Source organism: Streptomyces sp. NBC_01017 (assembly GCF_045162795.1).
Classification (GTDB): domain Bacteria; phylum Actinomycetota; class Actinomycetes; order Streptomycetales; family Streptomycetaceae; genus Streptomyces; species Streptomyces machairae.
Map to the genome: position 1 here is coordinate 2,862,939 of NZ_CP108683.1, position 24,144 is coordinate 2,887,082.

General features: G+C 70.9%; 21 protein-coding genes. 11 read left to right on the forward strand and 10 right to left on the reverse strand.

The window, feature by feature from the left end; translation table 11 throughout:
• The first annotated feature begins 13 nt into the window (after positions 1 to 13).
• A complete protein-coding gene (locus tag OG331_RS13245; RefSeq protein ID WP_406195442.1) occupies positions 14 to 1,288 on the forward strand; it encodes a lanthionine synthetase LanC family protein in 1,275 nt (424 codons plus the stop codon).
• Here OG331_RS13245 and OG331_RS13250 read toward each other — a convergent pair.
• Both OG331_RS13250 and OG331_RS13255 read right to left on the reverse strand, forming a co-directional pair.
• Positions 1,282 to 2,175, reverse strand: a complete 894-nt coding sequence (locus OG331_RS13250) for a S1 family peptidase (protein ID WP_406195444.1) — start codon at positions 2,173 to 2,175, stop codon at positions 1,282 to 1,284. The genes OG331_RS13245 and OG331_RS13250 overlap by 7 nt on opposite strands.
• 431 nt (positions 2,176 to 2,606) lie before the next feature.
• Positions 2,607 to 3,689 carry a LacI family DNA-binding transcriptional regulator gene (locus OG331_RS13255; RefSeq protein ID WP_406195447.1) on the reverse strand — a complete coding sequence of 361 codons (1,083 nt, stop codon included), beginning with the start codon at positions 3,687 to 3,689 and terminating at the stop codon, positions 2,607 to 2,609.
• 260 nt (positions 3,690 to 3,949) lie between these two features.
• Here OG331_RS13255 and OG331_RS13260 point away from each other — a divergent pair, with 260 nt between their 5' ends.
• From OG331_RS13260 to OG331_RS13275, 4 genes are all read left to right on the forward strand, one after another.
• A complete protein-coding gene (locus tag OG331_RS13260; RefSeq protein WP_406195449.1) occupies positions 3,950 to 5,311 on the forward strand; it encodes an extracellular solute-binding protein in 1,362 nt (453 codons plus the stop codon).
• 21 nt (positions 5,312 to 5,332) lie between these two features.
• Positions 5,333 to 6,283: a carbohydrate ABC transporter permease gene (locus OG331_RS13265; RefSeq protein WP_406195452.1), complete on the forward strand. Its 951-nt coding sequence runs from the start codon at positions 5,333 to 5,335 to the stop codon at positions 6,281 to 6,283.
• A gap of 2 nt (positions 6,284 to 6,285) precedes the next feature.
• Positions 6,286 to 7,185: a carbohydrate ABC transporter permease gene (locus OG331_RS13270; RefSeq protein ID WP_406195454.1), complete on the forward strand. Its 900-nt coding sequence runs from the start codon at positions 6,286 to 6,288 to the stop codon at positions 7,183 to 7,185.
• A 65-nt stretch (positions 7,186 to 7,250) separates the two neighbouring features.
• Positions 7,251 to 9,080 (forward strand): glycoside hydrolase family 2 protein, encoded by a 1,830-nt coding sequence (locus OG331_RS13275; RefSeq protein ID WP_406195457.1) that lies wholly within the window; start codon positions 7,251 to 7,253, stop codon positions 9,078 to 9,080.
• Positions 9,081 to 9,162: 82 nt separating this feature from the next.
• On the opposite strand, the gene OG331_RS13280 is transcribed toward OG331_RS13275, so the two are convergent.
• Entirely contained in the window at positions 9,163 to 10,422 is a 1,260-nt protein-coding gene (locus OG331_RS13280; protein ID WP_406195459.1) for an exo-alpha-sialidase, read from the reverse strand.
• 93 nt (positions 10,423 to 10,515) lie between these two features.
• Complete coding sequence (locus OG331_RS13285) at positions 10,516 to 10,692, reverse strand: hypothetical protein (protein ID WP_328421727.1); 177 nt, start codon at positions 10,690 to 10,692, stop codon at positions 10,516 to 10,518.
• Between the two features lie 178 nt (positions 10,693 to 10,870).
• Here OG331_RS13285 and OG331_RS13290 point away from each other — a divergent pair, with 178 nt between their 5' ends.
• Positions 10,871 to 11,227, forward strand: a complete 357-nt coding sequence (locus OG331_RS13290) for a PRC-barrel domain-containing protein (protein ID WP_406195461.1) — start codon at positions 10,871 to 10,873, stop codon at positions 11,225 to 11,227.
• A gap of 28 nt (positions 11,228 to 11,255) precedes the next feature.
• The gene (locus tag OG331_RS13295) at positions 11,256 to 11,423 is read left to right on the forward strand and encodes a hypothetical protein (RefSeq protein ID WP_406195464.1); all 168 of its coding nucleotides are present in this window, start codon (positions 11,256 to 11,258) and stop codon (positions 11,421 to 11,423) included.
• A gap of 61 nt (positions 11,424 to 11,484) precedes the next feature.
• On the opposite strand, the gene OG331_RS13300 is transcribed toward OG331_RS13295, so the two are convergent.
• The 5 genes from OG331_RS13300 to OG331_RS13320 all read right to left on the reverse strand — a co-directional run bounded on the left by OG331_RS13300 (position 11,485) and on the right by OG331_RS13320 (position 18,329).
• Positions 11,485 to 12,636, reverse strand: coding sequence for an XdhC family protein (locus OG331_RS13300; RefSeq protein WP_406195466.1), 1,152 nt, complete (start codon positions 12,634 to 12,636; stop codon positions 11,485 to 11,487).
• Between the two features lie 59 nt (positions 12,637 to 12,695).
• The gene (locus OG331_RS13305) at positions 12,696 to 14,153 is read right to left on the reverse strand and encodes an NCS2 family permease (RefSeq protein WP_406195469.1); all 1,458 of its coding nucleotides are present in this window, start codon (positions 14,151 to 14,153) and stop codon (positions 12,696 to 12,698) included.
• Between the two features lie 303 nt (positions 14,154 to 14,456).
• A complete protein-coding gene (locus tag OG331_RS13310; protein ID WP_406195472.1) occupies positions 14,457 to 16,847 on the reverse strand; it encodes a xanthine dehydrogenase family protein molybdopterin-binding subunit in 2,391 nt (796 codons plus the stop codon).
• A gap of 4 nt (positions 16,848 to 16,851) precedes the next feature.
• Positions 16,852 to 17,436, reverse strand: coding sequence for a (2Fe-2S)-binding protein (locus OG331_RS13315; RefSeq protein ID WP_406195475.1), 585 nt, complete (start codon positions 17,434 to 17,436; stop codon positions 16,852 to 16,854).
• Complete coding sequence (locus tag OG331_RS13320; RefSeq protein ID WP_406195477.1) at positions 17,436 to 18,329, reverse strand: FAD binding domain-containing protein; 894 nt, start codon at positions 18,327 to 18,329, stop codon at positions 17,436 to 17,438. Before OG331_RS13320 ends, OG331_RS13315 begins: the two co-directional genes overlap by 1 nt.
• A 397-nt stretch (positions 18,330 to 18,726) precedes the next feature.
• Between OG331_RS13320 and OG331_RS13325 the strand changes: the two genes are divergently transcribed.
• From OG331_RS13325 to OG331_RS13335, 3 genes are all read left to right on the forward strand, one after another.
• Positions 18,727 to 20,403 (forward strand): PucR family transcriptional regulator, encoded by a 1,677-nt coding sequence (locus OG331_RS13325; RefSeq protein ID WP_406195479.1) that lies wholly within the window; start codon positions 18,727 to 18,729, stop codon positions 20,401 to 20,403.
• Positions 20,404 to 20,556: 153 nt separating this feature from the next.
• Positions 20,557 to 21,345: a hypothetical protein gene (locus OG331_RS13330; RefSeq protein WP_362387282.1), complete on the forward strand. Its 789-nt coding sequence runs from the start codon at positions 20,557 to 20,559 to the stop codon at positions 21,343 to 21,345.
• Positions 21,346 to 21,427: 82 nt separating this feature from the next.
• Positions 21,428 to 22,051 carry a histidine phosphatase family protein gene (locus tag OG331_RS13335; protein ID WP_406195481.1) on the forward strand — a complete coding sequence of 208 codons (624 nt, stop codon included), beginning with the start codon at positions 21,428 to 21,430 and terminating at the stop codon, positions 22,049 to 22,051.
• 168 nt (positions 22,052 to 22,219) lie between these two features.
• On the opposite strand, the gene OG331_RS13340 is transcribed toward OG331_RS13335, so the two are convergent.
• Complete coding sequence (locus OG331_RS13340; RefSeq protein ID WP_406195483.1) at positions 22,220 to 23,077, reverse strand: GntR family transcriptional regulator; 858 nt, start codon at positions 23,075 to 23,077, stop codon at positions 22,220 to 22,222.
• Between the two features lie 156 nt (positions 23,078 to 23,233).
• On the opposite strand from OG331_RS13340, the gene OG331_RS13345 reads away from it, so the two are divergent.
• Complete coding sequence (locus OG331_RS13345) at positions 23,234 to 24,085, forward strand: (2Fe-2S)-binding protein (RefSeq protein ID WP_406195486.1); 852 nt, start codon at positions 23,234 to 23,236, stop codon at positions 24,083 to 24,085.
• Positions 24,086 to 24,144 lie beyond the last annotated feature (59 nt).

Here is a 24,144-nt window from a genome sequence, read left to right on the forward strand (position 1 = left end):
GGAGGCAACGCACATGACGCCGGACGAGGTCGAGGCCCTGGCCGTGGACGGCCTGCGGTGGCTGCTGTCAGCCGGGCGTGACAACGGGGACGGCGGCCTCATATGGCCGACCCGGCCCTCCGACGACGAGCTCAACCCCATGCTCTACAGCGGCACGGCCGGGGTCGTCCCGGTGCTCCTGGAAGCGTGGCGGCACCTCGCCGACGACTCCTACGCCGACGCCGCCGTGCGCGCGGCCCGCGGGCTGGCGGACTCCGTCGAGAGCTGGGAGGACGACTCCCTGTACTTCGGCCGCACCGGAATGGCCCTCGCGCTGCGTGCCGTCCACGACGACCTGGGCGACACAGCCGCCGGCACCGCCGCGGACCGGGCTCTGGACCTGGTGCGCTCCCGCTTCGACGGGACCCGCTGGGGCGAGCTGTTCGAACTGATGGGCGGCAACGCCGGGATCGGCCTGGGCGCGCTCCTGGCCGGGCAGGAGGATCTCGCCGTCCGGGCGGTGGAACCGTACGTCCGCACGGCCGAGCAGACTCCCGCCGGGGTCAACTGGCAGCACCGGCCCGGCGCACCCGGCCGTATGCACCACATCTCGCACGGCACGCTCGGCATCGTGTACGGCCTGGCCGCGGTCGGCCACGCGACCGGCCGCAAGGACCTGGCCGAGCTCGCGCTGGCCGGTGCCGCGGACGTCGTCTCCCGCGACGAGGGCGGCCCCGAAGGCTTCCTCGTCCCCCACTCCGACCCGCACCACCGCCCCGACGTGGTCGAGCGGTACAACTACGGCTGGTGCCACGGCCCGGCCGGCGACGCCCAGGTCTTCCGCCTGCTCCGGGACCTGTCCCCCGACCCTGTCTGGCCGGCCCTCGCCGACCGCTGCTGGCACACCGTCACGCACTCCGGCCTGCCGAACCGGCTGCGCCCCGGCTTCTGGGACAACAACGGCCGCTGCTGCGGCACGGCGAGCGTCCTCGCCCTCGCGGCCGACCGGATCGCCGAGCAGGACGACTCCCCCGAGTTCGCCCTGCTCCTCGTCACCGACCTCGCCGCCCACGCCACCCGCGACGCCGACGGCGCCCGCTGGTCCAACGTCGAGCACCGGGCCACCCCGAGCGAGCTCGAACCGCAGCCGGGGTGGGCGATGGGCAACGCGGGCATCGTGCGCGAACTGCTCCGCTTCGTACGGGTCGTGCGGGGCGGCGAACCGGACTACGCGTTCAGGTGGCCGGACCAGCCGGGGGTGCGTCGCTCGCGTCAGGCGCCGACTTGGCCTAGGGCCTCCCGTCAGTAGACGGACAGCCCGTGAGCGCTGAGCACTTCCTGGATCGGCTGGTAGTAGGAGGTCCCGCCCGTGGCGCAGTTTCCGGAGCCGCCGGAGAGGATGCCGATGACCTTGTCGCCGGCGTAGAGGGGACCTCCGCTGTCGCCGGGTTCGGCGCAGATGTTGGTCTGGATCAGCCCGTGGACGATGTCACCGCCGCCGTAGTTCACGGACGCGTTGAGGCCGGTGACCACGCCGCACCGGACTCCGGTCGTCGCGCCCCGGGTGCAGACCCGTTGACCGACGTGGGCGGACGCGGTCCCGGTCACGTCGACCGTTCCGATGGTGCCGGGGTGCGGCACGGCCGGGTTGGCGTAGCGGACGACCCCGAAGTCGTTGCCGGGGAAGCTGCTGCCGGTGGTGGGCCCGACGGCCGTGTCCAGAGCAGCGTTGGTGTACCAGGTGGGCAGGTCCGCGGTGCAGTGTCCGGCGGTGACGAGGTAGTACGTGGACCCGCTCCGCACATTGACGCCCGCCGTGCAGCGCCGGCCGGCGGCGTGGATGCCGTCGCCGCCGGACAGGAGCGTGCGCAGCCGGCCGTCGAGCCGTTCGAGGGTGACAGCACCGGCGAACCGGCCGACGGCGTCGCGGAGACGGGCGAGCTCGGCGTCCGTGACCGTGGAGTCGGCGAGGACCCGCAGCTTCCCGCTCCGCTCGTCCACGGCCCACGCCGTCCCGTCGATCCCCAGCGATGTGACGGCCGAGGCCGGGCCGGACACCGAGGACGGTGTGGGCGGCCGTGCAGCGGACGCTGCCGTCGCGCTGGTGCCGGACACCGTGAGGGCGGCCACTGCGAGCAAACTCAGCGCGCAGGCGATCAGTTGTGCGCGTCTGTTGGTTGTACGGCGTGCTGTCATCCCGAATCTCCCCGAGGACGGTCGGTCAGTTTCGGGCACGCCCGACGGATGACCGGGCGTGCCGGGCGTGCATGCCGTGGTGCTGGTGTCGTGCGGGCGTCGAAGGCGGGCACGAGCGCCGTCATGTTCTCGCCGGCGACGCGGGGCTGAGGCGAGGCAGCGCTCATTGTGCCCGGACGCGGGTGGCGGGGGTAGGGCGTGTTCAGCGGTGGGGGCCCGCGAGACTCGGCCGACGCACGCATACCCCCGGCTTCGGACCGCGGCCAGTGCACCCTGGTCCACCGCGCCATGCCGGACCGATACCCGATCAAGCGAGTCGGTGCCGTCCTCCGCGAGCTCCGCTCAGCCGGCCGTGGTCGCCGTTCGCCGTCGTGGCCGAGGATTCTGACGGCTGCACGCCGGCCTCGTCGGGCGTCGCCCCGCCCTCGCGGTCAGGATGACTTCTGCGGAGCGCCCGAAGGCAGCACCCCACCGAAACCCTCCGTGCTTTCGCGCAACACCAGACGATGCGCCACCACGAGGTCCTGAGGCGACCGCACCTCCGCTGAGTTGGCGTCCGCCGAGGCGGACCCCGTGGCCTCGTCCATCCGGTGTTGCAGGAGTTCGACGGCGACCTGGGCCACCGCGGCCTTGTCGGGTGCCACGGTGCTCAGGGTGGGGACGCTGAAGCGTCCGGCCTCGACGTCGTCGAAGCCGATGACGGCGACCTCCTCGGGAACCCGGATGCCGTGCTCGTGCAGTGCGCGCAGCGCGCCCAGCGCCAGTTGGTCGTTGAGGCACAGCAGTGCGTCGGCTCGGGCGCCCTCGCTCAGCGCCCGGGCCACGGCCTCGGCGCCGTCCGGCATCCGGAAGGACTCGACGGGCAGGAGGGCGGCCGGGTCGTGGGCGATGCCCGCTTCCGCCAGCGCGGCGCGGTAGCCGCGGGTGCGGGCCTCGGCCGTGCCCAGGCCTGCGCCGCTGCGTCCGCCGATGACCAGGATGGCGCGGCGGCCGAGCGCGAGCAGGTGCTTGGTCGCTTCCCGCGCGGCCTGTTCGTTGTCGATGGCGACGTGGTCGGCGCCTTCCTCCAGAAGTTCGCCGATCAGCACGGTGGGCGGGGCGCCCGCGCGATCGCGCAGGTCGTCGGGGGTGAGGGCGAGCGGGCTGAGGATGACTCCGTCGACGAAGCTGGAGCCGAATCCGGTCAGTGCCGCCAGCTCGTGCTCGCGGTCCGCCCCCGTCTGGTGGATCAGCACGGTCAGGGAGCGTCGCCCGGCCTCGCGGATGACGTGCCGGGCGAGCTCGGCGAAGTACGGGACGTCGAGTTCGGGAACGACGAGAGCGATGATGCCGGTGCGGCCCTGGCGCAGGTGGCGACCGGCGAGGTTCACCTTGTAGCCGAGTTCCTCGATGGCATCGCGGACGACGCGCCTGGTCCGGTCGGAGACGTGGGTGTAGTCGTTGATGACGTTGGACACCGTCTTCTCCGACACCCCTGCGAGCCGCGCGACGTCCTTGATCCTGGGTCGTGCCACCGGAACCTCCCTGCCCCTCGGCGCTGCTGAGTTTATGTCCCGGCAGGTCGCGGATCGGCAGCGCATCTTCCCGGCCCGTTCGGCCCTCGATTTCCGGCCGTGCCTCCTGGCTCTTTACAGCCAATGTACATCGATGTAAAAACTAGCCATCGCATCGGCTCGACCGGTGCGCCCCCGCCTGACCCGCGCGGTGGATCACCACTCCCATCGGTGGTCCGTCGTCGGTCCGGCATGCGTGTCCGGCTGTCGGAAGGTACGCGATGTTCACCCGCTTCTCTGTCTCACCACCAGCCCCCGCACCCGGTGCGGCACCTGGTCTCACCCGCCGTCGGCTGCTGCGTCACGGCACGGCCGCCGCGGGTGCGCTGCTCGCCGCCGGCCCGGTGTCCGGCTGCGCCTCACCGGCCGCCGCCGACGCCTCCGCGCTGAGCGTCTGGGACCTGTTCCAGGGCGGCGACGGCATGCTGATGGACGACATGATCAAGGCGGTCTCCGAAGGGCCGCAGGGCTTCGAGGTGGAGCGGACGATTCTCGACTGGGGGCCGTCGTACTACACCAAACTGGCCATGTCGGCCGCCGGCGGCCGGGCCTCGGACGTGGCGATCATGCACCTCTCCAGGCTTGCCGGCTATGCGCCCGGCGGCCTCCTCGACCCCTTCGATCTGGACCTGCTCGCCGAATTCGGCGTCAGCCGGAAGGACTTCGCACCGGCGGTCTGGTCGCGGACGCAGCACGACGGGACCGTCTACGCCATCCCGCTCGACGTCCACCCCTTCATCGTGTTCTACGACAAGGAGGCCGCCGACAAGGCGGGTCTCCTCGACTCCTCGGGCGAACTGGCCCCGCTGGGCTCCCCGGAGGCCCTGCTCGACGCCGGCAAGGCACTCGCCGAGGCGACCGGGCAGAAGGGCATCCTGTTCGGCCACGTCACCGACACCGCCCAGAGCTGGCGGCAGTTCGCCGCCCTCTACGCCCAGACCGGCGCCGCCTTCACGCTGCCGGACGGCGGGCCCGCGCAGATCGACGTCGACGCCGCCGTACGCGTCGTCGACTTCATGCAGCGGCTGTTCGACGGCCGTACCAACCCCAACAACCTGGACTACAACGGCGCGATGGCCGGCTTCATCGGCGGTCGCGGCGGCATGGTCATGCTCGGCGAGTGGGAACTGCCCACGCTGAAGAAGTCCGGCATCCCGCTCGGCGCCGCCCCCTTCCCGCAGGTCTTCGACAAGCCGGCCGTCTACACGGACAGTCACAGCTTCGTCCTCCCGCACCAGGAGAACCCCGACCCGGCACACCGCCGCCGGGCCCACCGGTACGTCGCGGAGATGGTCAAGCAGAGCCTCACCTGGGCGAGCGCCGGTCACATCCCCGCCTACCAGCCCGTGATCGCGGAACCCGAGTACGCCGCCCTCGACCCGCAGTCCTCCTACGCGGACGCCGGAGAGGTGGCGGTGCTCGATCCGCCGAACTGGTTCACCGGGGCCGCTTCGAACTTCCAGAACCGGATGTGCCAGCCGCTCCAGTCGGCGCTGCTGGGCAACACCTCCGCCGAGAAGGCGGTGCGTCAGATGGTCCGCGAGGCGGACGCGCTGCTCCGGCAGCCCAACCCGGTGGCCTGACGAGCAGAAGGAGTGACCCACGTGACCACCACCGCACCCCCCGGCACCGACGCCGTGACCGGCCCGGCCGCCGGCCGACCTGGCGGCCTGAGCCGTATCGGCCTGAAGGGCAGCCGTACCGCCCAGGGCCCCGGCCTCCTCTTCGTCCTGCCGTTTCTGCTCGTCTTCGTCCTGTTCCTGGTGTGGCCCATCGTGCATGGGCTCTGGATGAGCTTCACCGACAGCTCGCTCGCGCTGCGCGACACGGCGTTCGTCGGCTTCGACAACTACGCCGAGGCGTTCGGCGATCCGGACGTCTGGAGCAGCCTCGGCAACACGGTGGTCTTCACCGCCATCTCCAGTGTTCCGCTGGTGCTGATCGCGCTGGCCATGGCCCTGCTGGTGCACAGCGGCCTCGCCGGGCAATGGGTGTGGCGACTGGCCTTCTTCGCCCCCTATCTGCTGCCCGTGACCGTGGTGACGCTCATCTGGACCTGGCTCTACCAGCCGGAGCTCGGCCTGGCGAACCAGTTCCTGGACACGCTCGGCATGGAGCCCGTCGGCTGGCTCTCCGACGAATCCGTCGCGATGTGGTCGATCGCCGCCCTCACCGTCTGGTGGACGGTCGGCTTCAACTTCCTGCTCTACCTCGCCGCGCTCCAGTCCCTGCCCTCGACGTACTACGAGGCCGCCGCGCTGGACGGCGCCGGAGCCTGGCGGCGCCTGTGGTCCATCACCCTGCCGCAACTGCGCAGAACCACTGCGCTGGTGGCGATGCTCCAGGTCCTCGCCTCGCTCAAGGTGTTCGACCAGATCTACATCCTCACCAAGGGCGGTCCCAACGGCTCGACCCGCCCGGTCCTGGAATACGTCTACGACGTCGGGTTCACGGGCTACCGGCTCGGTTACGCCTCCGCCGTCTCCTACCTCTTCTTCGCCCTCGTCATCGTCGTCTCGCTCGTGCAACTGCGTCTCTTCCGCCAGGAGGACTGACCGTGTCCGCCACCGCAACACCCCTTCGCCCGCGGCGCCGTCCCCCCTTGGCAGCTGCCGAATCCTCCCTGCTCCTCGGCCACGGCCGGCTGCCGCGCGCCCTGGCCGGCACTGCGCTGGCCGTCCTGGCCGCCGTCTGGCTGGTGCCGTTCGTCTGGGCGGTCGCCACCTCGGTGCAGAGCGAGCAGGACGCGGCGTCGCCCGGCCTGTCCCCGATCAAGGGCGCCTTCACGACCGAGGCCTATCAGCAGATCCTGGAACGCGGGAACGTCACCGTCTGGGCCTTCAACAGCTTCCTGATCGCCGGGCTGGTCACGCTGATCACGGTCGTCGTCTCCACCCTCGCCGCGTACGGGTTCTCGCGCGGCACCTTCCGCGGCCGCCGGGCCCTGCTCGCCGTCACCGTCGCCGCGATCCTGGTGCCGCCGCAGCTGCTCGTCGTACCGCTCTTCGAGCAGATGCTGCTCTTCAACCTGGTGGACACCTACGCGGCCGTCATCCTGCCGCAGGTCGTCGCGCCCATGATGGTCTTCATCCTCAAGCGCTTCTTCGACGGCATCCCCCGGGAGCTGGAGGACGCGGCCCGGATGGACGGGGCCTCCGAGTTCCGGGTGTTCCTGTCGATCGTGCTGCCGCTGTCGCGGCCGATCGTCGCCGCCGTCGCGATCTTCGTCTTCATCGGGGCGTGGAACAACTTCATGTGGCCGTTCATCGTCACCAACGACCCCGACCTGATGACCCTCCCGGTCGGCCTGGCCACGGTGAAGGACGCCTTCGGCATCCAGTACGCCCAGTCCATGGCCTCCGCGCTGCTGGCGGCGCTGCCGCTGATCGTGGTGTTCCTCTTCTTCCAGCGCCGCATCGTCGACTCCGTGGCCACCACCGGCCTCGGCGGCTCCTGACCTCACCCCTCGCTGTACTCACAGGCCGGCGGCGTCCTGCCGGCCCCCGATCGACTGGAGCATGTGTGCCCACTCACTCCGTACCGCGCCCGGAGTACCCGCGACCGCAGTTCGTGCGGCGCGACTGGCTCAACCTGAACGGCGCCTGGCAGTTCGAGACCGACCGAGGGGACAGCGGGCTCGAACGCGGCCTGCTCGGTCGCGAGCTGCGCGACGAGATCCTTGTGCCCTTCCCGCCCGAGTCCGAGCTCTCCGGCATCGGCGACACCGACTTCCTGGAGGCCGTCTGGTACCGACGCGCCCTCACCCTGCCCGCCGCATGGGCCGGACGCCGCGTGCTGCTGCACTTCGGAGCCGTCGACCACGACACCACCGTGTGGGCCGACGGCAAGGAAGTCGCCCGGCACCGCGGCGGCTTCACCCCCTTCACCGCCGACCTCGGCGACATCGCGGGCAGCGGTGAGGAGGTCGTCATCACCGTCCGGGCCCGCGACCCCAAGTCCGGACCGCAGGCGCGCGGCAAGCAGGCGGTCCAGTACGCCAACCACGACTGCAACTACACCCGCGTGACCGGCATCTGGCAGACCGTCTGGCTGGAGCCCGTCCCCGATCTGCACCTGCGGCGCCCCCGCATCACGCCCGACCTCGCCGGCTCCGCCTTCCACCTCGAACTCCCGCTGTCCGGCAACCGCCCCGGCCACCGGGTACGGGCCGTCCTCAGCGACGCCCAGGGCGAGGTGAGCCGGGCCGAGGCCCGCGCCGACCTGGACCTGGCCCCGCGCCTGCACCTGCCCGTGCCCGGCCACCGGCGCCGTGAGTGGGGCCCGGCCGACCCGCATCTGTACGACCTGCGGCTCGAACTGCTCGACGCCACGGGCGAGGTGGTCGACACCGCCGAGAGCTACGCCGGACTTCGAGCCGTCGGACTCAGCGGCAAGGCCGTCCTGCTCAACGGCCGTCCGGTCTTCCAGCGCCTCGTCCTCGACCAGGGCTGGTACCCGGACGGGCTGATGACCGCTCCGACCGACGAGGCGCTGGTCCGGGACATCGAGCTGGCCATGGCGGCCGGGTTCAACGGGGCCCGGCTGCACCAGAAGGTGTTCGAGGAGCGCTTCCTCCACCACGCCGACCGCCTCGGCTACCTGGTCTGGGGCGAGTTCGGCGACTGGGGCTGCGAGGTCGGCGGCTCCTCGGGCGACAACCAGCGGCCCGACGCCTCGTACGTCGCCCAGTGGCTGGAGGCCCTGGAACGCGACTACTCCCACCCCTCGATCATCGGCTGGTGCCCGCTCAACGAGACGTACCAGAAGCTCCACGACCGCATCACCCCGCTCGACGACGTCACCCGCGCGATGTTCCTGGCCACGAAGGCGATGGACGCCACCCGCCCGGTGGTCGACGCTTCCGGCTACGCCCACCGTGTCGCCGAGACCGACATCTACGACTCGCACCACTACGAGCAGGACCCGGAGGCCTTCCGGCAGCTGATGTCGGGGCTCGCCAAGGACGACCCCTTCGTCAACTCCCATGAGAGCGGCGCACCTTACTCCCTTCCCTACGGAGGTCAGCCCTACTTCGTCAGCGAGTTCGGCGGCATCTGGTGGGACCCCGAAGCAGCCGCCGCCCAGTCCGGCGAGGACCGCAGCGAGTCCTGGGGCTACGGCGAACGCGTCCGCGACGAGGAGGAGTTCCACGCCCGCTTCAGCGGCCTGACCGGGGTACTGCTGAACGACCGTGACATGTTCGGCTACTGCTACACCCAGCTGACCGACGTCTTCCAGGAACAGAACGGCGTCTACCGCTTCGACCGCAGTCTCAAGCTGGACGTCGACCGCATCCGTGCCGCGCAGCTGCGCCCGGCCGCCATCGAGCAGCAGGGCGACGATCAGGCCTGATCGCGAGAGCAGGAGAGGAGAGTGGCGGCTCCCCGCCGTACCACGGGGAGCCGCCACGTCCGCAACTTCGGTGCACGCACCCTCAGGTGATGTCCCCGCTCGCGAAATACGCTCGGCAGACCGTGCCTTCGAAGTCGGTCGCGATCTGCAGCACCCGGCTGCCGTCGGCCGAGGGCAGCAGCGGGGAACTGTAGTTCTGGCAGTAGTTCACTTCGGGATTCGGCACGGTCACGGCAGAGGGCATCGTGGCCCACGCTCCGCTGCCGTTCCGCGTGTTGGTGAGGATCGTGCGCCCGCTGCCTGCGGCAGGGGTGCCGTCCCGGTTGAGCAGGCGCTGCCCGATCAGCAGGATGCGCCCGTTGGAACCGCCGCCCGGCGTGGGTGCCCAGGCGATGGTCGGCGCGGCGCGGAAGTACCTGCCGTCGGCTGTCTCGGGGCGGATGCCGAGGTGGGCCGGGTCTCCCCAGTTCCAGCCGTCGGCGGACGTCCGGTAGTGCACGACGCACTGGTACTGACCGCCCGGGTTGCAGATCTCGTAGCTCATGAAGTACGTGCCGTTGGGCAGCTTCCGCACCACCGGCATGCCCGGCCGGTCAGGTGACCAGCTGCTCGCCACGGTGTTGTGGCGGCCTTGCCAGTTCACCCCGTCGTAGCTGCGTACGGCGCCGAGCTTCTGGCTGTGCGCCGCGTCCGTCTCGTCCGCGTAGTGGCAGACCAGTGCGCCGTCGGCCGCCACAGAGAACTCGGGTTCCCACAGGCCGCCCGTTCCCTCGGCGACGGCGCAGGACGACAGGTAGGACCAGGTACGCCCGATGTCGTTGCTGCGCCAGATCCGCAATGCCATACGGCGGTTCGACTCGTCCTGGCCCGCGGAGGCGGCCCAGAGCAGCGTGCCGGCCGGCATCGCGCCGACCTGCCGGGGCAGCTCGAACAGGGTGGAACAGCACAGGCCTTGGCCCGCCGCGGACTCCGGGTCGGCAACTGCGCCGACCTGACGGAAGGTCGCCCCGGAGTCCGTGCTCTCGTGGATGGCGCCGATGCCGTTGTTGCCGTCGAAGGTCACGACACCGGCGAGGACGCGACCGTTGGCCGCACCGCTGTTGGCCAGCCGGATGGCGCGCGGGTACAGGCCGGTTCCGTCCCTCAACGGAGTGCCCGTCGCCAAGGGGGAGATGTCCGTCGCCGCGTGCGAGGCGGGCGGCGGGGAAGCGGTGGCGGCGGTGGGCGCGGCCAGTGCCAGGCCGAGCGCGCCGGTCAGGACGACCAGGAGCGCTCGGGCCGGGCGGCGTACGGAGGGGCCACGACGGCGTCTGAGGGCATGCGGGATGCGCGGAAGCAGCACCGTTCTTCCTTCCTGGAAGGGCCTAGAAGGTGAAATTCCGCGTCAGGTTAGAGCCACATGTACATCGATGTAAATGGGCCGGAGAGGTTCCGCTCAGCGGCGGCGGCCCCGCGCCGCCCAGCCGCTGCCGATCCCCGCGACATGCAGGGCGAGACACGTGAGCCCGAGCAGCATCACGTTGGTCGACGTGAAGACGTCGTTGGTGGATATGTCCGCCGCGTTGATGAGAAAGGCGATGAAGAACAGGACCGCCGCGATGATGCCCAGCACGATGTGCCTCCTTGGCGAAGGGGAATCGACCGATGGTGCCGTTTCTCGCGTATGCCCCCGGCCGACCGCATCACGCACTGCGGCCTCCGGCGCCGCCCTGCCGAACGCATCGCGCGCATCGTGCAGAGACGGCGAAAGGGGGTACGCGGCCAAAAGGAACGACGAGCGGAGGATCGCGATGTTCGAGCCCGGTGACATCCGAGAGTGGCGCGGTCACGATGTGGTCGACGACGGCGCACGCAAGATCGGCAAACTGGAGTCGATCTATGTGGACACCGCTACCGACGCGCCGTCCTTCGCGACCGTCACGGTCGGCATGCCGACTCGGCACCGCCTGGTGTTCGTTCCTCTCGGCGGAGCGACGGTCGGCCCCGGATACCTGAAGGTCGCGTACGCAAAAAACCAGGTCAAGGATGCGCCGTCCATCGACATCGACGGGGTCCTGCCGGCCGGGGACGAAGAAGCGGTCTTTGCGCACTACGAGCTGGAGTACCGGCCGGGCGCGGACGGCGAGCGCCGGCTGGCGCGCCGCTGACGGGCCACGACGATCCGGGGAGGCGGCCATGGCTCTGTTCTTGTTCCTGCTTCTTGTGGCGGTGGTACTCGGCTTCATCGGAGTACTCGCCGAAGGTTTGCTCTACCTGCTGATCATCGGGGTGCTCGTGGCGGTCTTCGCCATCCTCTACGTGGGGATGAAGATCCGGCGAAGCGGCAGGCGCCCGGCTCGATAGGCCACGCGGTCCGCGGGTGGCCGAGTGACGCGGTGGCTCGCAGGCCGGGCACCGGTGGCCGTCACGCCACCGAACCGATCCGCCCCGTCGGCGACGATGTCGCGTCGTGATGGATCGGCGTGTGTGCGCCCGTCAGCGAGACCCCGCTGCCGCCCCGCCGGTTGGCGACGATCTCCGAGGCGATCGACAGGGCCGTCTCCTCCGGCGTACGGGCGCCGAGGTCCAGTCCGATGGGGGACCTGAGCCGCGCCAGCTCCAGTTCGGTCACGCCGACCTCCCTGAGCCGCTCGTTGCGGTCCAGGTGGGTGCGGCGGGAGCCCATGGCGCCGACGTACGCGACCGGCAGGCGCAGGGCGAGCCGGAGCAGGGGTACGTCGAACTTGGCGTCGTGGGTGAGGACGCACAGGACCGTCCGGGCGTCGACCGACGTCCGCTCCAGGTACTTGTGCGGCCACTCGACGACGATCTCGTCGGCATCCGGGAAACGGGCCTTCGTCGCGAAGACCGGGCGGGCGTCGCACACGGTCACGTGGTAGTTCAGGAACTTTCCGATGCGCACGAGCGCCGACGCGAAGTCGATGGCACCGAAGACGATCATCCGGGGCGCCGGGACCGAGGATTCGACCAGCACGGTGAGCGGGGCGCCGCAGCGCGAGCCCTGCTCGCCGATCTCCAGGGTGCCGGTGCGGCCCGCGTCGAGGAAGGCGCCCGCCTCCGCTGCGACCGTACGGTCCAGCTCGGGGTGGGCGCCGAAGCCGCCGTCGTACGAGCCGTCGGGGCCGACGAGAAGCGCGCGGCCCCTCAGGTCGTCCGGCCCCGACACGATCCGTGCCACCGCCGCCGCCTGACCGCTCGCGGCCGCCCGCAGCGCGGACGCGAGCACGGGGCGGGCCGGGTCCCCGGCGCGTACCGGCGTGACCAGGATGTCGATGATGCCGCCGCAGGTCAGGCCGACCGCGAAGGCATCCTCGTCGCTGTAGCCGAAGCGCTCCAGAACCGTCTCGCCGTCCTCGAGTGCCTGCCGGCACAGCTCGTACACCGCGCCCTCCACACAACCGCCGGAGACCGAGCCGATCGCCGTGCCGTCGGCGTCCACGGCGAGCGCGGCGCCGGGCTGGCGGGGCGCGCTGCCGCCGACCGCCACCACGGTGGCCACGGCGAAGTCGCGTCCCTGCTCGACCCACCGGTGCAGCTCTTCGGCGATGTCCAGCATCTGTCGGTCTCCTTAACAGCGGTTGTGCGGAGGGCGGTTCACACTGACCGGCGCACCGGCTAGTGCACGCCCATCCAGCTCTCAATGGGATTGAGGGCGAAATAGACGATGAAGATCCCTGTCAGGGCCCACATGAACGCCCCGATCTCCCGCGCCTTGCCCTGAGCGATCTTGATGGCGACGTACGAGATGACACCGGCCGCGACACCGGCCGTGATCGAGTACGTGAACGGCATGATCACGACGGTGAGGAACACCGGGATCGCGGTGGCCCGGTCGGCCCAGTCCACGTGCCGTGCGTTCATCATCATCATGGCGCCGATGACCACCAGGGCCGCCGCCGCGACCTCGCCCGGCACGATCGCCGTGAGCGGGGTGAAGAACAGGCAGGCCGCGAAGAACAGGCCGGTGACGACCGAGGAGAGACCCGTACGGGCTCCCTCGCCGACGCCGGTCGCCGACTCGACGAACACCGTCTGGCCGGACGCGCCGGACACACCGCCGATCGCGCCGCCGGCACCGTCGATGAACAGCGCCTTCGACAGGCCCGGCATCCGGCCCTTGTCGTCGGCGAGCTTGGCCTCGGTGCCGACGCCGATGATCGTCGCCATCGCGTCGAAGAACCCGGCGAGCACGAGAGTGAACACGATCATGCCGACCGTCATCGCGCCGACCTCGCCCCAGCCGCCGAACTCGACGTTGCCGAAGATCGAGAAGTCCGGCATGGACACCGCGCTGCCGTGCAGTTCGGGAGCGCCGCTGGTCCACTGCTTGGGGTCGATGGCGCCGACCGCGTTGAGGACGACGGCGACCACGGTGCCGCCGACGATGCCGATCAGGATCGCGCCGGGGATGCCGCGCGCCTGGAGCATGAAGATCGCGAGCAGGGTGACCGCGAAGAGCAGGACCGGCCAGCCGGCCAGTTCGCCGGTCGGGCCGAGGCTGAGCGGTGTCGCCTTGCCCTGGTGCACGAAGCCGGCCTTCACCAGGCCGATCAGGGCGACGAACAGTCCGATGCCCATGGTGATGGCGTGCTTGAGCGCGAGCGGGATGGCGTTCATGATCATCTCGCGCAGGCCGGTGACGACCAGCAGCATGATGACCACGCCGTACATCACGCACATGCCCATGGCCTGCGGCCAGGACATCTGCGGGGCGACCTGCGAGGCGAGGACACCGGAGACGGACAGGCCGGCGGCGAGGGCGAGCGGCACCTTACCGAAGAAGCCCATCAGCAGCGTGGTGAAGGCCGCCGCGAACGCGGTCGCGGTGATCAGCGCCTTCTGGGCGAGCATGTCTCCCGCCGCGTCCTTGCCGGACAGGATCAGCGGGTTGAGCAGGAGGATGTACGCCATCGCCATGAAGGTCGTGACGCCGCCGCGCACCTCGCGCGCGACCGTGGATCCTCTGTGGGATATGTGGAAGTACCGGTCGAGCCAGGACCGTCCGGCCGGGACGCGGGTGCCTTCTCCCGCGTCGTCGGCTGTGGTCGCCGGCTCCAGTGACTGCTGGGTCATGTGGGCCTACTCCCAAGGTTCAAAGGGGCACCCGCCTCGACCGCCCTGACGGTCGACCAACCACGCATGTGGCTGCGGGATTTGGGAAGGTGCTTCGGCCGCACGACCCGGGGGACGGCCCGAGACGAACGAACTGGATCTAGCTGTGGTGCTGGTACCTGCTGTGGTGCTGGTACTGCTGGTGTGTCAAGTTCCGCGAGCGGTGCGGTACTTGGTTCCTCCGGGCGACGCGGCGAAGTGTGACGTTCCCGGCGCCGCCCGGAGAGCCTTGCTGGACTCCTTGCGGATTCCTCGCTGATGTCCTTACGCCGGGCCCGTACCGGTGAGGTGTTCCGGCCGTACCGGCGTGCGGTTCAGCTCCAGCCCGGTCGCGTTCCGGATCGCCGCGAGGACGGCCGGGGTGGACGACAGGGTGGGGGCCTCGCCGATGCCCCGCAGCCCGTACGGGGCGTGGTCGTCGGCGAGTTCGAGCACGTCGACCGGGATGGTCGGCGTGTCGAGGATCGTGGGGATCAGGTAGTCCGTGAAGGAGGGGTTCCTGACCTTCGCCGTCTTGGGGTCGACGATGATCTCCTCCATGACCGCCACGCCGAGACCCTGGGTCGTACCGCCCTGGATCTGGCCGATGACGGACAGCGGGTTGAGCGCCTTGCCGACGTCCTGGGCACAGGCCAGCTCGATGACCTTCACCAGGCCGAGCTCGGTGTCCACCTCGACGACCGCGCGGTGCGCGGCGAAGGAGTACTGGACGTGGCCGTTGCCCTGGCCGGTGCGCAGGTCGAAGGCCTCGGTCGGACGGTGCCGCCACTCGGCCTCGACCTCGACGGCCTCGCCCTCCAGGACGTCCACCAGATCGCCGAGGACCTCGCCGCCGTCGGTGACGACCTTGCCGCCCTCGAGCAGCAGCTCGGCGGTGGCCCAGGCGGGGTGGTAGGAGCCGAACTTGCGGCGCCCGATCTCCAGGACCTTCTCCCGGACCAGCTCGCAGGAGTTCTTGACGGCGCCGCCGGTGACGTACGTCTGCCGGGAGGCCGAGGTCGAACCCGCCGAGCCCACCTGCGTGTCCGCCGGGCGGATCGTCACCTGGGTGACGCCCAGCTCGGTGCGGGCGATCTGCGCGTGGACGGTGACACCGCCCTGACCGACCTCCGCCATGGCCGTGTGCACGGTGGCCACCGGCTCGCCGCCGACGACCTCCATGCGCACCTTGGCGGTGGAGTAGTCGTCGAAGCCCTCGGAGAAGCCGACGTTCTTGATGCCGACCGCGTAGCCGACACCGCGTACGACGCCTTCACCGTGCGTGGTGTTGGACAGACCGCCGGGCAGCTGCCGTACGTCCGCGCCCTCGCTGGATTCCCACTGGCGCTCCGGCGGCATGGGCATCGCCTTGACGCGGCGCAGGAGTTCGGCGACCGGTGCCGGGGAGTCGACCGGCTGCCCGGTCGGCATGATGGTCCCCTGCTCCATGGCGTTGAGCTGCCGGAACTTGATCGGGTCCATGCCCAGCTGCTTGGCCACCTTGTCCATCTGCGCCTCGTAAGCGAAGCACGCCTGGACCGCGCCGAAGCCGCGCATGGCGCCGCAGGGCGGGTTGTTGGTGTAGAGGGCGATGGCCTCGATGTCGACGTCCTCGACCACGTACGGGCCGATCGCCAGCGACGAGGCGTTGCCGACGACCGCCGGCGAGGCGGAGGCGTACGCGCCGCCGTCCAGCACGATCCGGCACTTGACGTGGGTGAGCTTGCCGTCCTTGGTGGCGCCGTGCTCGTAGTAGAGCTTGGCGGGGTGGCGGTGGACGTGCCCGAAGAAGGACTCGAAGCGGTTGTAGACGATCTTGACCGGCTTGCCGGTGCGCATGGCCAGCAGGCACGCGTGGATCTGCATCGACAGGTCCTCGCGGCCACCGAAGGCGCCGCCGACGCCGGACAGCGTCATCCGGACCTTGCGCTCGGGCAGGCCGAGGACCGGGGCGATCTGCTTCAGGTCGCTGTGCAGCCACTGGGTGGCGATGTAGAGGTGGACGCCACCGTCCTCGTCCGGCACGGCGAGGCCGGACTCCGGGCCGAGGAAGGCCTGGTCCTGCATGCCGAAGGTGTACTCGCCCTGGACGACGACGTCCGCCTGCTCGGCGGCCGCCGCCGCGTCACCGCGGAAGATCGGCTGGCGGTGCACGATGTTCGGGTGCGGGACGTGACCGATGTGGTGGTCGTCGCGGCCCTCGTGGATGAGGATCGCGTCCGGGGCGGTCGCGGAGGCCTCGTCGGTGATGACGGGCAGCTCGCGGTAGTCGACCTTGATCTTGGCGGCGGCGCGGCGGGCCGTCTCCGGGTGGTCGGCGGCGACGATCGCGACCGGCTCGCCGTGGTGGCGTACCTTGCCGTGCGCGAGGACCGGGGTGTCCTGGATCTCCAGGCCGTAGTTCTTCACCTCGGTCGGCAGGTCGTCGTAGGTCATGACGGCGTAGACGCCCGCCATGGCCAGCGCCTCGCTGGTGTCGATGGACACGATCTCGGCGTGCGCGACGGTCGAGCGGAGGATCTGCCCCCAGAGCATGTCCTCGTGCCACATGTCGGACGAGTACGCGAACTCGCCCGTGACCTTGAGGGTGCCGTCGGGGCGCAGCGTCGACTCACCGATGCCGCCCTTGGTCTGCGAACCCTGGGTGATCTTGGTGGGAGCGCCGTTTGTGGGCATGTGCTCAGACCGCCTCTCCCTGCCGGGCGGCCGCGAGGCGGACCGCGTCCATGATCTTCTCGTAGCCCGTGCACCGGCACAGGTTGCCCGACAGCGCCTCGCGGATGTCCGCGTCGCTGGGGTTCGGGTTGCTCTCCAGCATCTCGTCGGCGGCGACCAGCAGGCCCGGCGTGCAGAAGCCGCACTGGACGGCGCCGGCGTCGATGAACGCCTGCTGGATCGGGGAGAGCTCGGTGCCCTCACCGGTCTGCGAGTCCTGCCCCTTGGCCGCCCACTGCTGGGCGTCCTGGAGCGACGTACCGCAGGCACCGGTCGCGCAACCACCGTGCTCGGCACGCTGCTTGGCGTAGTCCGCGAGACCCTCGACGGTCACGACCTCACGGCCCTCGACCTGACCGGCGGCGACCAGACACGAACACACCGGCACACCGTCCAGCCGGACGGTGCAGGATCCGCACTCGCCCTGCTCACAGGCGTTCTTGGAACCCGGCAGACCGAGCCGCTCGCGCAGCACGTACAGCAGGGACTCGCCCTCCCACACGTCGTCGGCTTCCTGCGGACGTCCATTGACAGTGAAGTTGACGCGCATCAGGCGACTCCCTCCGTGCGGGCGGCGGTGCCGCGGTACGACTCCCAGGTCCAGGTCAGCGTGCGACGGGCCATGACTCCGACCGCGTGGCGGCGGTAGCTCGCGGTGCCTCGGACGTCGTCGATCGGATTGCAGGCACCGGAGCACAGCTCCGCGAACTGCTTGGCGACCGACGGGGTGATGATCTTGCCGTTGTCCCAGAAGCCGCCCTCTTCGAGTGCCGCGTTCAGGAACTCCTCGGCGGCCTTGGCCCGTACGGGTGTCGGGGCGGCCGAGCCGATCCCGGTACGCACGGTCCGTGTCTCGGGGTGCAGCGCGATCCCGAAGGCGCACACGGCGATGACCATGGCGTTACGGGTACCCACCTTGGAGTACTGCTGGGGCCCGTCGGCCTTCTTGATGTGCACGGCCCGAATCAGCTCGTCGGCGGCCAGCGCGTTGCGCTTCACGCCCGTGTAGAACTCGTCGATCGGGATCAGGCGGGTGCCGCGCTCGGCCGACTCGACCTCGACCTCGGCGCCTGCCGCGAGGAGGGCGGGGTGGGCGTCGCCGGCCGGGGAGGCGGTACCGAGGTTGCCGCCGACGCCGCCGCGGTTGCGGATCTGCGGGGAGGCGACCGTGTGCGAGGCGAGGGCGAGGCCGGGCAGCTCGGCGCGCAGGCTCTCCATGATGCCGGAGTACGGGACGGAGGCGCCGAGCCGCACGCTGTCCTCGCCGACCTCCCACTCGGTGAGGTCGCCGATGCGGTTCAGGTCGAGGAGGTACTCGGGCCGGCGGTGGTCGAAGTTGATCTCGACCATCACATCGGTGCCACCCGCAATCGGCACAGCGGTGGGGTGCTCGGCCTTCGCGGCGAGCGCCTCCTCCCAGCTGGCGGGGCGAAGGAAGTCCATGACCGGCTCTCTTCATCGTCTCGTGGGTCGTACGGTTTGAGCCAGATCAGGTGCGGCGGGCCCGGCTCGTTCATGTGCTGTTAACGCGCATTGACGTCAGTACACAGCGCTGTGCTCGGCCTGGGTCAGTCACGGAAACCATGAAGGAGTTGGCTGGCCAGGGCGGGCATCTTGTAGATTCGTATGAACGGGGGTCACCAGTAACCTCCACGTTTTCCTCTGGAAACATCCGAAGCAGCCCTCTGGAAACACCGGACACAGCCCTGTGACCTGGGACACCGTCCGAAAGACGACGAGCACCGCCCCCGGCGCCGCTCATCGGCCCGCCGACCGGGCCTCCTCACAGACTGATCAAGATCCATCATAGATTTCGAGACAAAGAACGGCGGCGACGAGAATGCGGCTGCGCGCACTGCTGGACACCGACGCGCTGGGCCTCAAGCTGCTCGGCGGCGAGGACGAGCTGGACCGCACCGTGCGCGGTGTGATGACCACCGACCTCAGGGACCCCAGCCGCTATCTCTCCGGCGGTGAGCTGGTGCTCACAGGGCTGGCGTGGCGCCGCAACGCCGGGGACTCCGAGCCTTTCGTCCGCCTCCTGGCCCAGGCCGGCGTGGCGGCGCTGGGGGCCGGTGAGGCCGAGCTCGGCGACATCCCCGACGATCTGGTGCTGGCCTGCGCCCGCCACCGCCTGCCGCTCTTCGCGGTGCACGAGTCGGTGGCGTTCGCGACGATCACCGAGCATGTCGTACGGCAGGTCAGCGGCGAGCGGGCCGGGGACCTCGCGGCCGTGGTCGACCGGCACCGCCGGATGATGACCTCGGGCCCGGCGGGCGGCGGCCCGGACGTGGTCCTCGACCTCCTCGGCTCGGACCTGGACCTGCGGGCCTGGGTGCTGTCACCGGCGGGCCGGCTCATCGCGGGCTCGAAGGCCGCGGGTCCGGCGCTCCCCGCCGACGTGTGCGCGAAGCTGGCGGCGGAGCAACTCTCGGCCGCCCGCACGGGCCGCCGCGGCCCCCACCGGCTGACCCTCGGCACCACGCTGTACTCCCTCTTCCCGATCCGCAGCAGCGGCCGCTCCGCGACGCAGGCCGCGCGGGACGTGCGCGAGACGGTGCTGTCGGACTGGCTGCTGGCCGTGGAGGCGGACGCGAGCGACTGGCCCGAGGAGCGGCTCGACCTGCTCCAGGGCGTCACCCAGCTGATCGCCGTGGAACGGGACCGCAGGGACGCGGCACGCACCGTCCGCCGCCGCCTCGCGCAGGAGGTCCTCGAACTGGTCCAGACGGGCGCGGCGCCCGCCGAGATCGCCGCGCGCCTGCGGGTCGCGGCACCGGTGCTGCTGCCGGGCCTCGGGGCGGCCCCGCACTGGCAGGTCGTGGTGGCCCGCGTCGAATGGGAGGGCAGCGACATCGAGGCCGGCCCGACCGCCCAGTCCCTCCTGGAGGAGATCCTGGTCGACCCGCTGGCCACCGGCCCCGAGCCGTCCGACCGCATCGCCGTGGCCCATACGGGCGACGAGGCCATCGCCCTGGTCCCGCTCCCGGCGGTCTCCGCGGAGCACGACGGCTCGGAGGCGGGCATCCTCGCCGACGCACTCCTGGACTCGGTCCGCGACCCGCTCTCCGCCGGCCTGGACGACGACGGCCGGGTCACCCTCGGCGTCAGCGCGGCGGTGCACTCGGCGGAGGGCCTGCGCGGCGCCCTGGAGGAGGCCCGCCACGCCCGCAGGGTGGCGGCGGCGCGCCCCGGGAGGGTCTGCGCGGCCGGCCACCAGGAGCTGGCGTCCCACGTCCTCCTGCTCCCGTTCGTCCCGGACGACGTACGCCGGGCCTTCACCGCCCGCCTCCTCGACCCCCTCCGCGACTACGACCGCCGCCACCGCGCGGAACTGATCCCCACCCTCGAAGCCTTCCTCGACTGCGACGGCTCCTGGACCCGCTGCGCGACCCGTCTCCACCTGCACGTCAACACACTGCGCTACCGAGTGGGCAGGATCGAGCAGTTGACGAGTCGGGACCTCTCCCGCCTGGAGGACAAGCTGGATTTCTTCTTGGCATTGCGGATGAGTTGAGCCCATTCCGGCCCTCCGCCGGATGACACCAAGTGCCGCCGCTGTCCCACGACTTTGTGAAATCCTTCACCCACCCTCTTGGCCGGGCGCGCGGATTCGTGCTGAGATGCCGCCACCACTCAACAGCTCAATGGTGTGCTCGGGGAGGGCGAGGTGGCGTATACCGCCATGTCTGGTAACGGAACGACCGCCGGTGACGATCCACTCCAGACCGCGGTATGGCGGCTGCGCTCACGCGCCTGCTGGGCGGATGCGGCGGCGCTGCTACAGCCGGTGACCGCGCAGGCCTCGCTCCAGCGGGCGGCGCTGCTGGTGGAGCGATGTCTCTACACCGAGCAGGGCTGGGAGGAGGCCGAGGACGCACTCCGTACGGCCGAGGCGCTCGCTCACAGTGACGACGAGCGGGGCGCTGCCGCTTGTGAACGCGGGCAACTTGCCTACGCGGCGACGCTGCACTCAGTGCGCGACCGGGCCGACGAGGCGCGGGCCGCGTTGGGGCGGGCGGCGGCGCTGATCCCTCCGGGGGTGGCGGGGAGGGCGTTGCTGGACTTCCGCCGCGGCCTCCTGGCGGAGAACCTCGCACGCTCGCCGCAGGCGGCACGGGCCGCCTACCGTCGGGCGCATGCGGGCGCGACGGCCCACGCCGACCCGCTCCTCCTCTCCTTCACCTGGCGCCACCTCGCCGGACTCGCGCTGCGCGAGGGGGAGTTGGCGGAGGCACGGCACGGGTTCGCCGAATCCCTACGTATCCGCGAGGAGCTGGGCTATCTGGTGGGTACGGCTCCCGCGCTGGCGTCCCTGGCCGACACGGAGACCGAGCCGGAGGCCACGCGGCTGCGCGAGGAGGCGCGACGTCTCTTCCGGCTCCTGGGCGGCGTGCCCACCTGGCTGGCCGGCCACCTGTCCCCGACACCCCCGGCGACGGGCGCCGCCACGGCGTGACCCACCCCCGTTTCCGGGAACCGGCCCACGGCAGGACTGCGTCCGTTGATGCACAAGATCGCCGGCGGACAGGGAATGTGAGATGACTGCCACGGCCACCCGGTACCTTTACCTCGTCCGGCACGGCGAAGCATCGCCTGACGAGAGCGGACTGACGGAGGCCGGTCGGCAGCAAGCCACACGGCTCGGCCAACGCCTCCGTGACGTCCCCTTTTCCGGTGTTCACCACGGCCCACTGCCGAGGGCGGAGCAGACCGCACGTCTGATCGGCGACCACCTGAGGAACGTCCCTCTGCATGTCTCGGACGTCGCCGGTGACTACGTGCCTTACATGCCGAAGAAGGACGAGCTTCCGGCCGAATCAGCGGACTTCTACCTCCGCTTCCTCGCCGATGCCACCGATGAGGAGCGGGAAAACGGACCTGCGCTGGCCCGCCAGGCGCTGGATACGTACACCGGGCCGGTGCATGGCGACAAGGACCGGCACGAACTGGTCGTCACCCACAACTTCCTCGTCGCCTGGCTCGTCCGCGACGCCATGCATGCACCGAAGTGGCGCTGGCTCGGCCTCAACCACTCCAACGCGGCCCTCACAGTCATCCGCTACGCACCGGGTCGACCCGCCTCAGTCCTCACCCTCAACGACATGCGGCACCTACCTGCCGAGCTGCGCTGGACGGGCTTCCCTCCCGAGCTTCACATTTGAGGGCCCGTCGGGCCGTGCCGACAGTGCAGTGATCACTGATGCGCACCCCCGCGGCGGGATTGGGCAGGAAGGCCCCGCGGCGCCGCAGTCGCCCACGGCGACCCACACCACACCCGCAGGCGCTACGCGCACCCCCACCGAACAGCAACGGGCCGCCGCAGGCACCCCTCAGCTCGCCCCGGCGAAGTGCTCCCCCACCAACGCCCGCACCACATCCACATCCCTGGCGATCAACGCATCCAGCAGAGCCGTGTGTTCCGCCGCGTCGGCGACGAGGTCGGCGTGGCCGCGGCCGGACGGGCGAGCGGGGCTCACCAGGGGCCACTGCGCGCGGCGGTGGAGGTCGTCGGCGATCTGGACCAGTTGTTCGTTGCCGCAGAGGGACAGCACAGCGCGATGGAAGGTCCGGTCCGTCTCCGCGTAGGTCGCCCGGCACCCGGTCGACGCCGCACGAACGGTCGCCTCCGCCAACGGCCGCAGTTCCGCCCAGCGTTCAGCGGCGACGGTCCGAGCGAGCCGGAGCATCACCGGGACCTCGATCAGCGCACGCACCTCGACCAGCTCCGCCAGCTCCCGGGCCCCACGCTCCACCACCCGGAACCCCCGGTTCGGGACGACCTCGACGGCCCCCTCCAGCGCGAGTTGCTGCATGGCCTCACGGACCGGCGTCGCGGAGACGCCGAAGCGTTCGCCGAGCGCCGGGGCCGAGTAGACCGCCCCGGGCGTCAGCTCACCGGTGACGAGCGCGGTGCGCAGGGCGTCGAGGATCTGCCCCCGCACCGAGGCCCGCTGGACAACCGCCCGCGGCCGCGGAATCGGCGTCTCACTGTGGGTGTGCTCGCCCCGAGCCGTCGGCGCCGGCGCCGAGACACCCCGCCCCGCATCCACACCCGAGGCGACACCCGGGGCTCGCCCCTGCGACGGCACCCGCGCCGCCCCCGTACTCTCCGCACCCGCCCGGGCCTCCAAGCCCTGCGACACCGGCGGAATCCCCGTCCCCGCGGAGCCCTGCGCGCCCTGCCTCACGGGTCCTCCTCGGGGACGTATCGGTACTTGGGGTCATTACGGCGGCTTGTTACTCACCCGTCAAGCACCTTAGGCGCAGAACGCGACAGTTCAAACCGCAGCGATCTTGGGTAAGGTAAGCCTTACCTTCACCACCTCATGGATCGGCGGCCCGGAATGCCTGTGCCCCCCTCAGCCCTCGCGGACGCCTACACCCGTCTCACCGAGGTCTTCCCGGGGCTGGCCATCACCCAGCCGGCCACCGACGCACAGCTCCCCCGACACGGCGGCTGGGTCACCGCGGCCGCGCTCGCGGAGGGCGGCACCGACCTGGACACCTTCCTGGCCTGGGACGACGCGCAGGTACAGCGCGACTACGGACAGTCCGCACGCACAGACGTCGTCGCCAGCTTCGGCCTGCACCGCTACGCCTGGCCCGTCTGCCTGCTGATCACCGTCCCCTGGTTCCTGCTCCGCCGCGTCCCCCGCTTCCCCGTGACGCATGTCTCGTACGACCGCACGGTCCCCGACCTCCCGATAGGCGCCCTCGCCGCCCGCCCCGCCACCTTCGCCTGCCTCCCCGGCGACCCGGCCGCCGGCCTGCCCGGCGCGAGGGTCGTGCCCGACGAGGAGGCGCTGCGCGCCGAGGTGCGCACGGCGATAGCCGAGCACCTCGAACCCGTCCTCACCGGCTTCGGCCCCCGCATGCGGCGCCGCGGACGCGCACTGTGGGGCATGGCGACGGACGAGGTCGTCGAGAGCCTCTGGTACGTCGCCCATCTGCTCGGCGACGGCGAGCAGGACCGGGCGCGCCACGAGCTGGAGCTGCTGCTGCCGGGCGCGACGAAGCCGTACGTCGGCTCGGCGGCCTTCCGTGAACTGACCGGCCCGAACGGCGAGTCGCTGCCCACGCGGGACCGGGCGAGCTGCTGCATGTTCTACACACTGCGCCCCGCGGACACCTGCGCCACCTGCCCCCGCACCTGCGACGCGGATCGGGTCACCAGGCTTCTGGCCGCGGCCAGTTGACGCACCCTCAGGCACCCGCGTCAGCCTTCGTGCCGTAAGATCACCCGCGAGCAGGACAC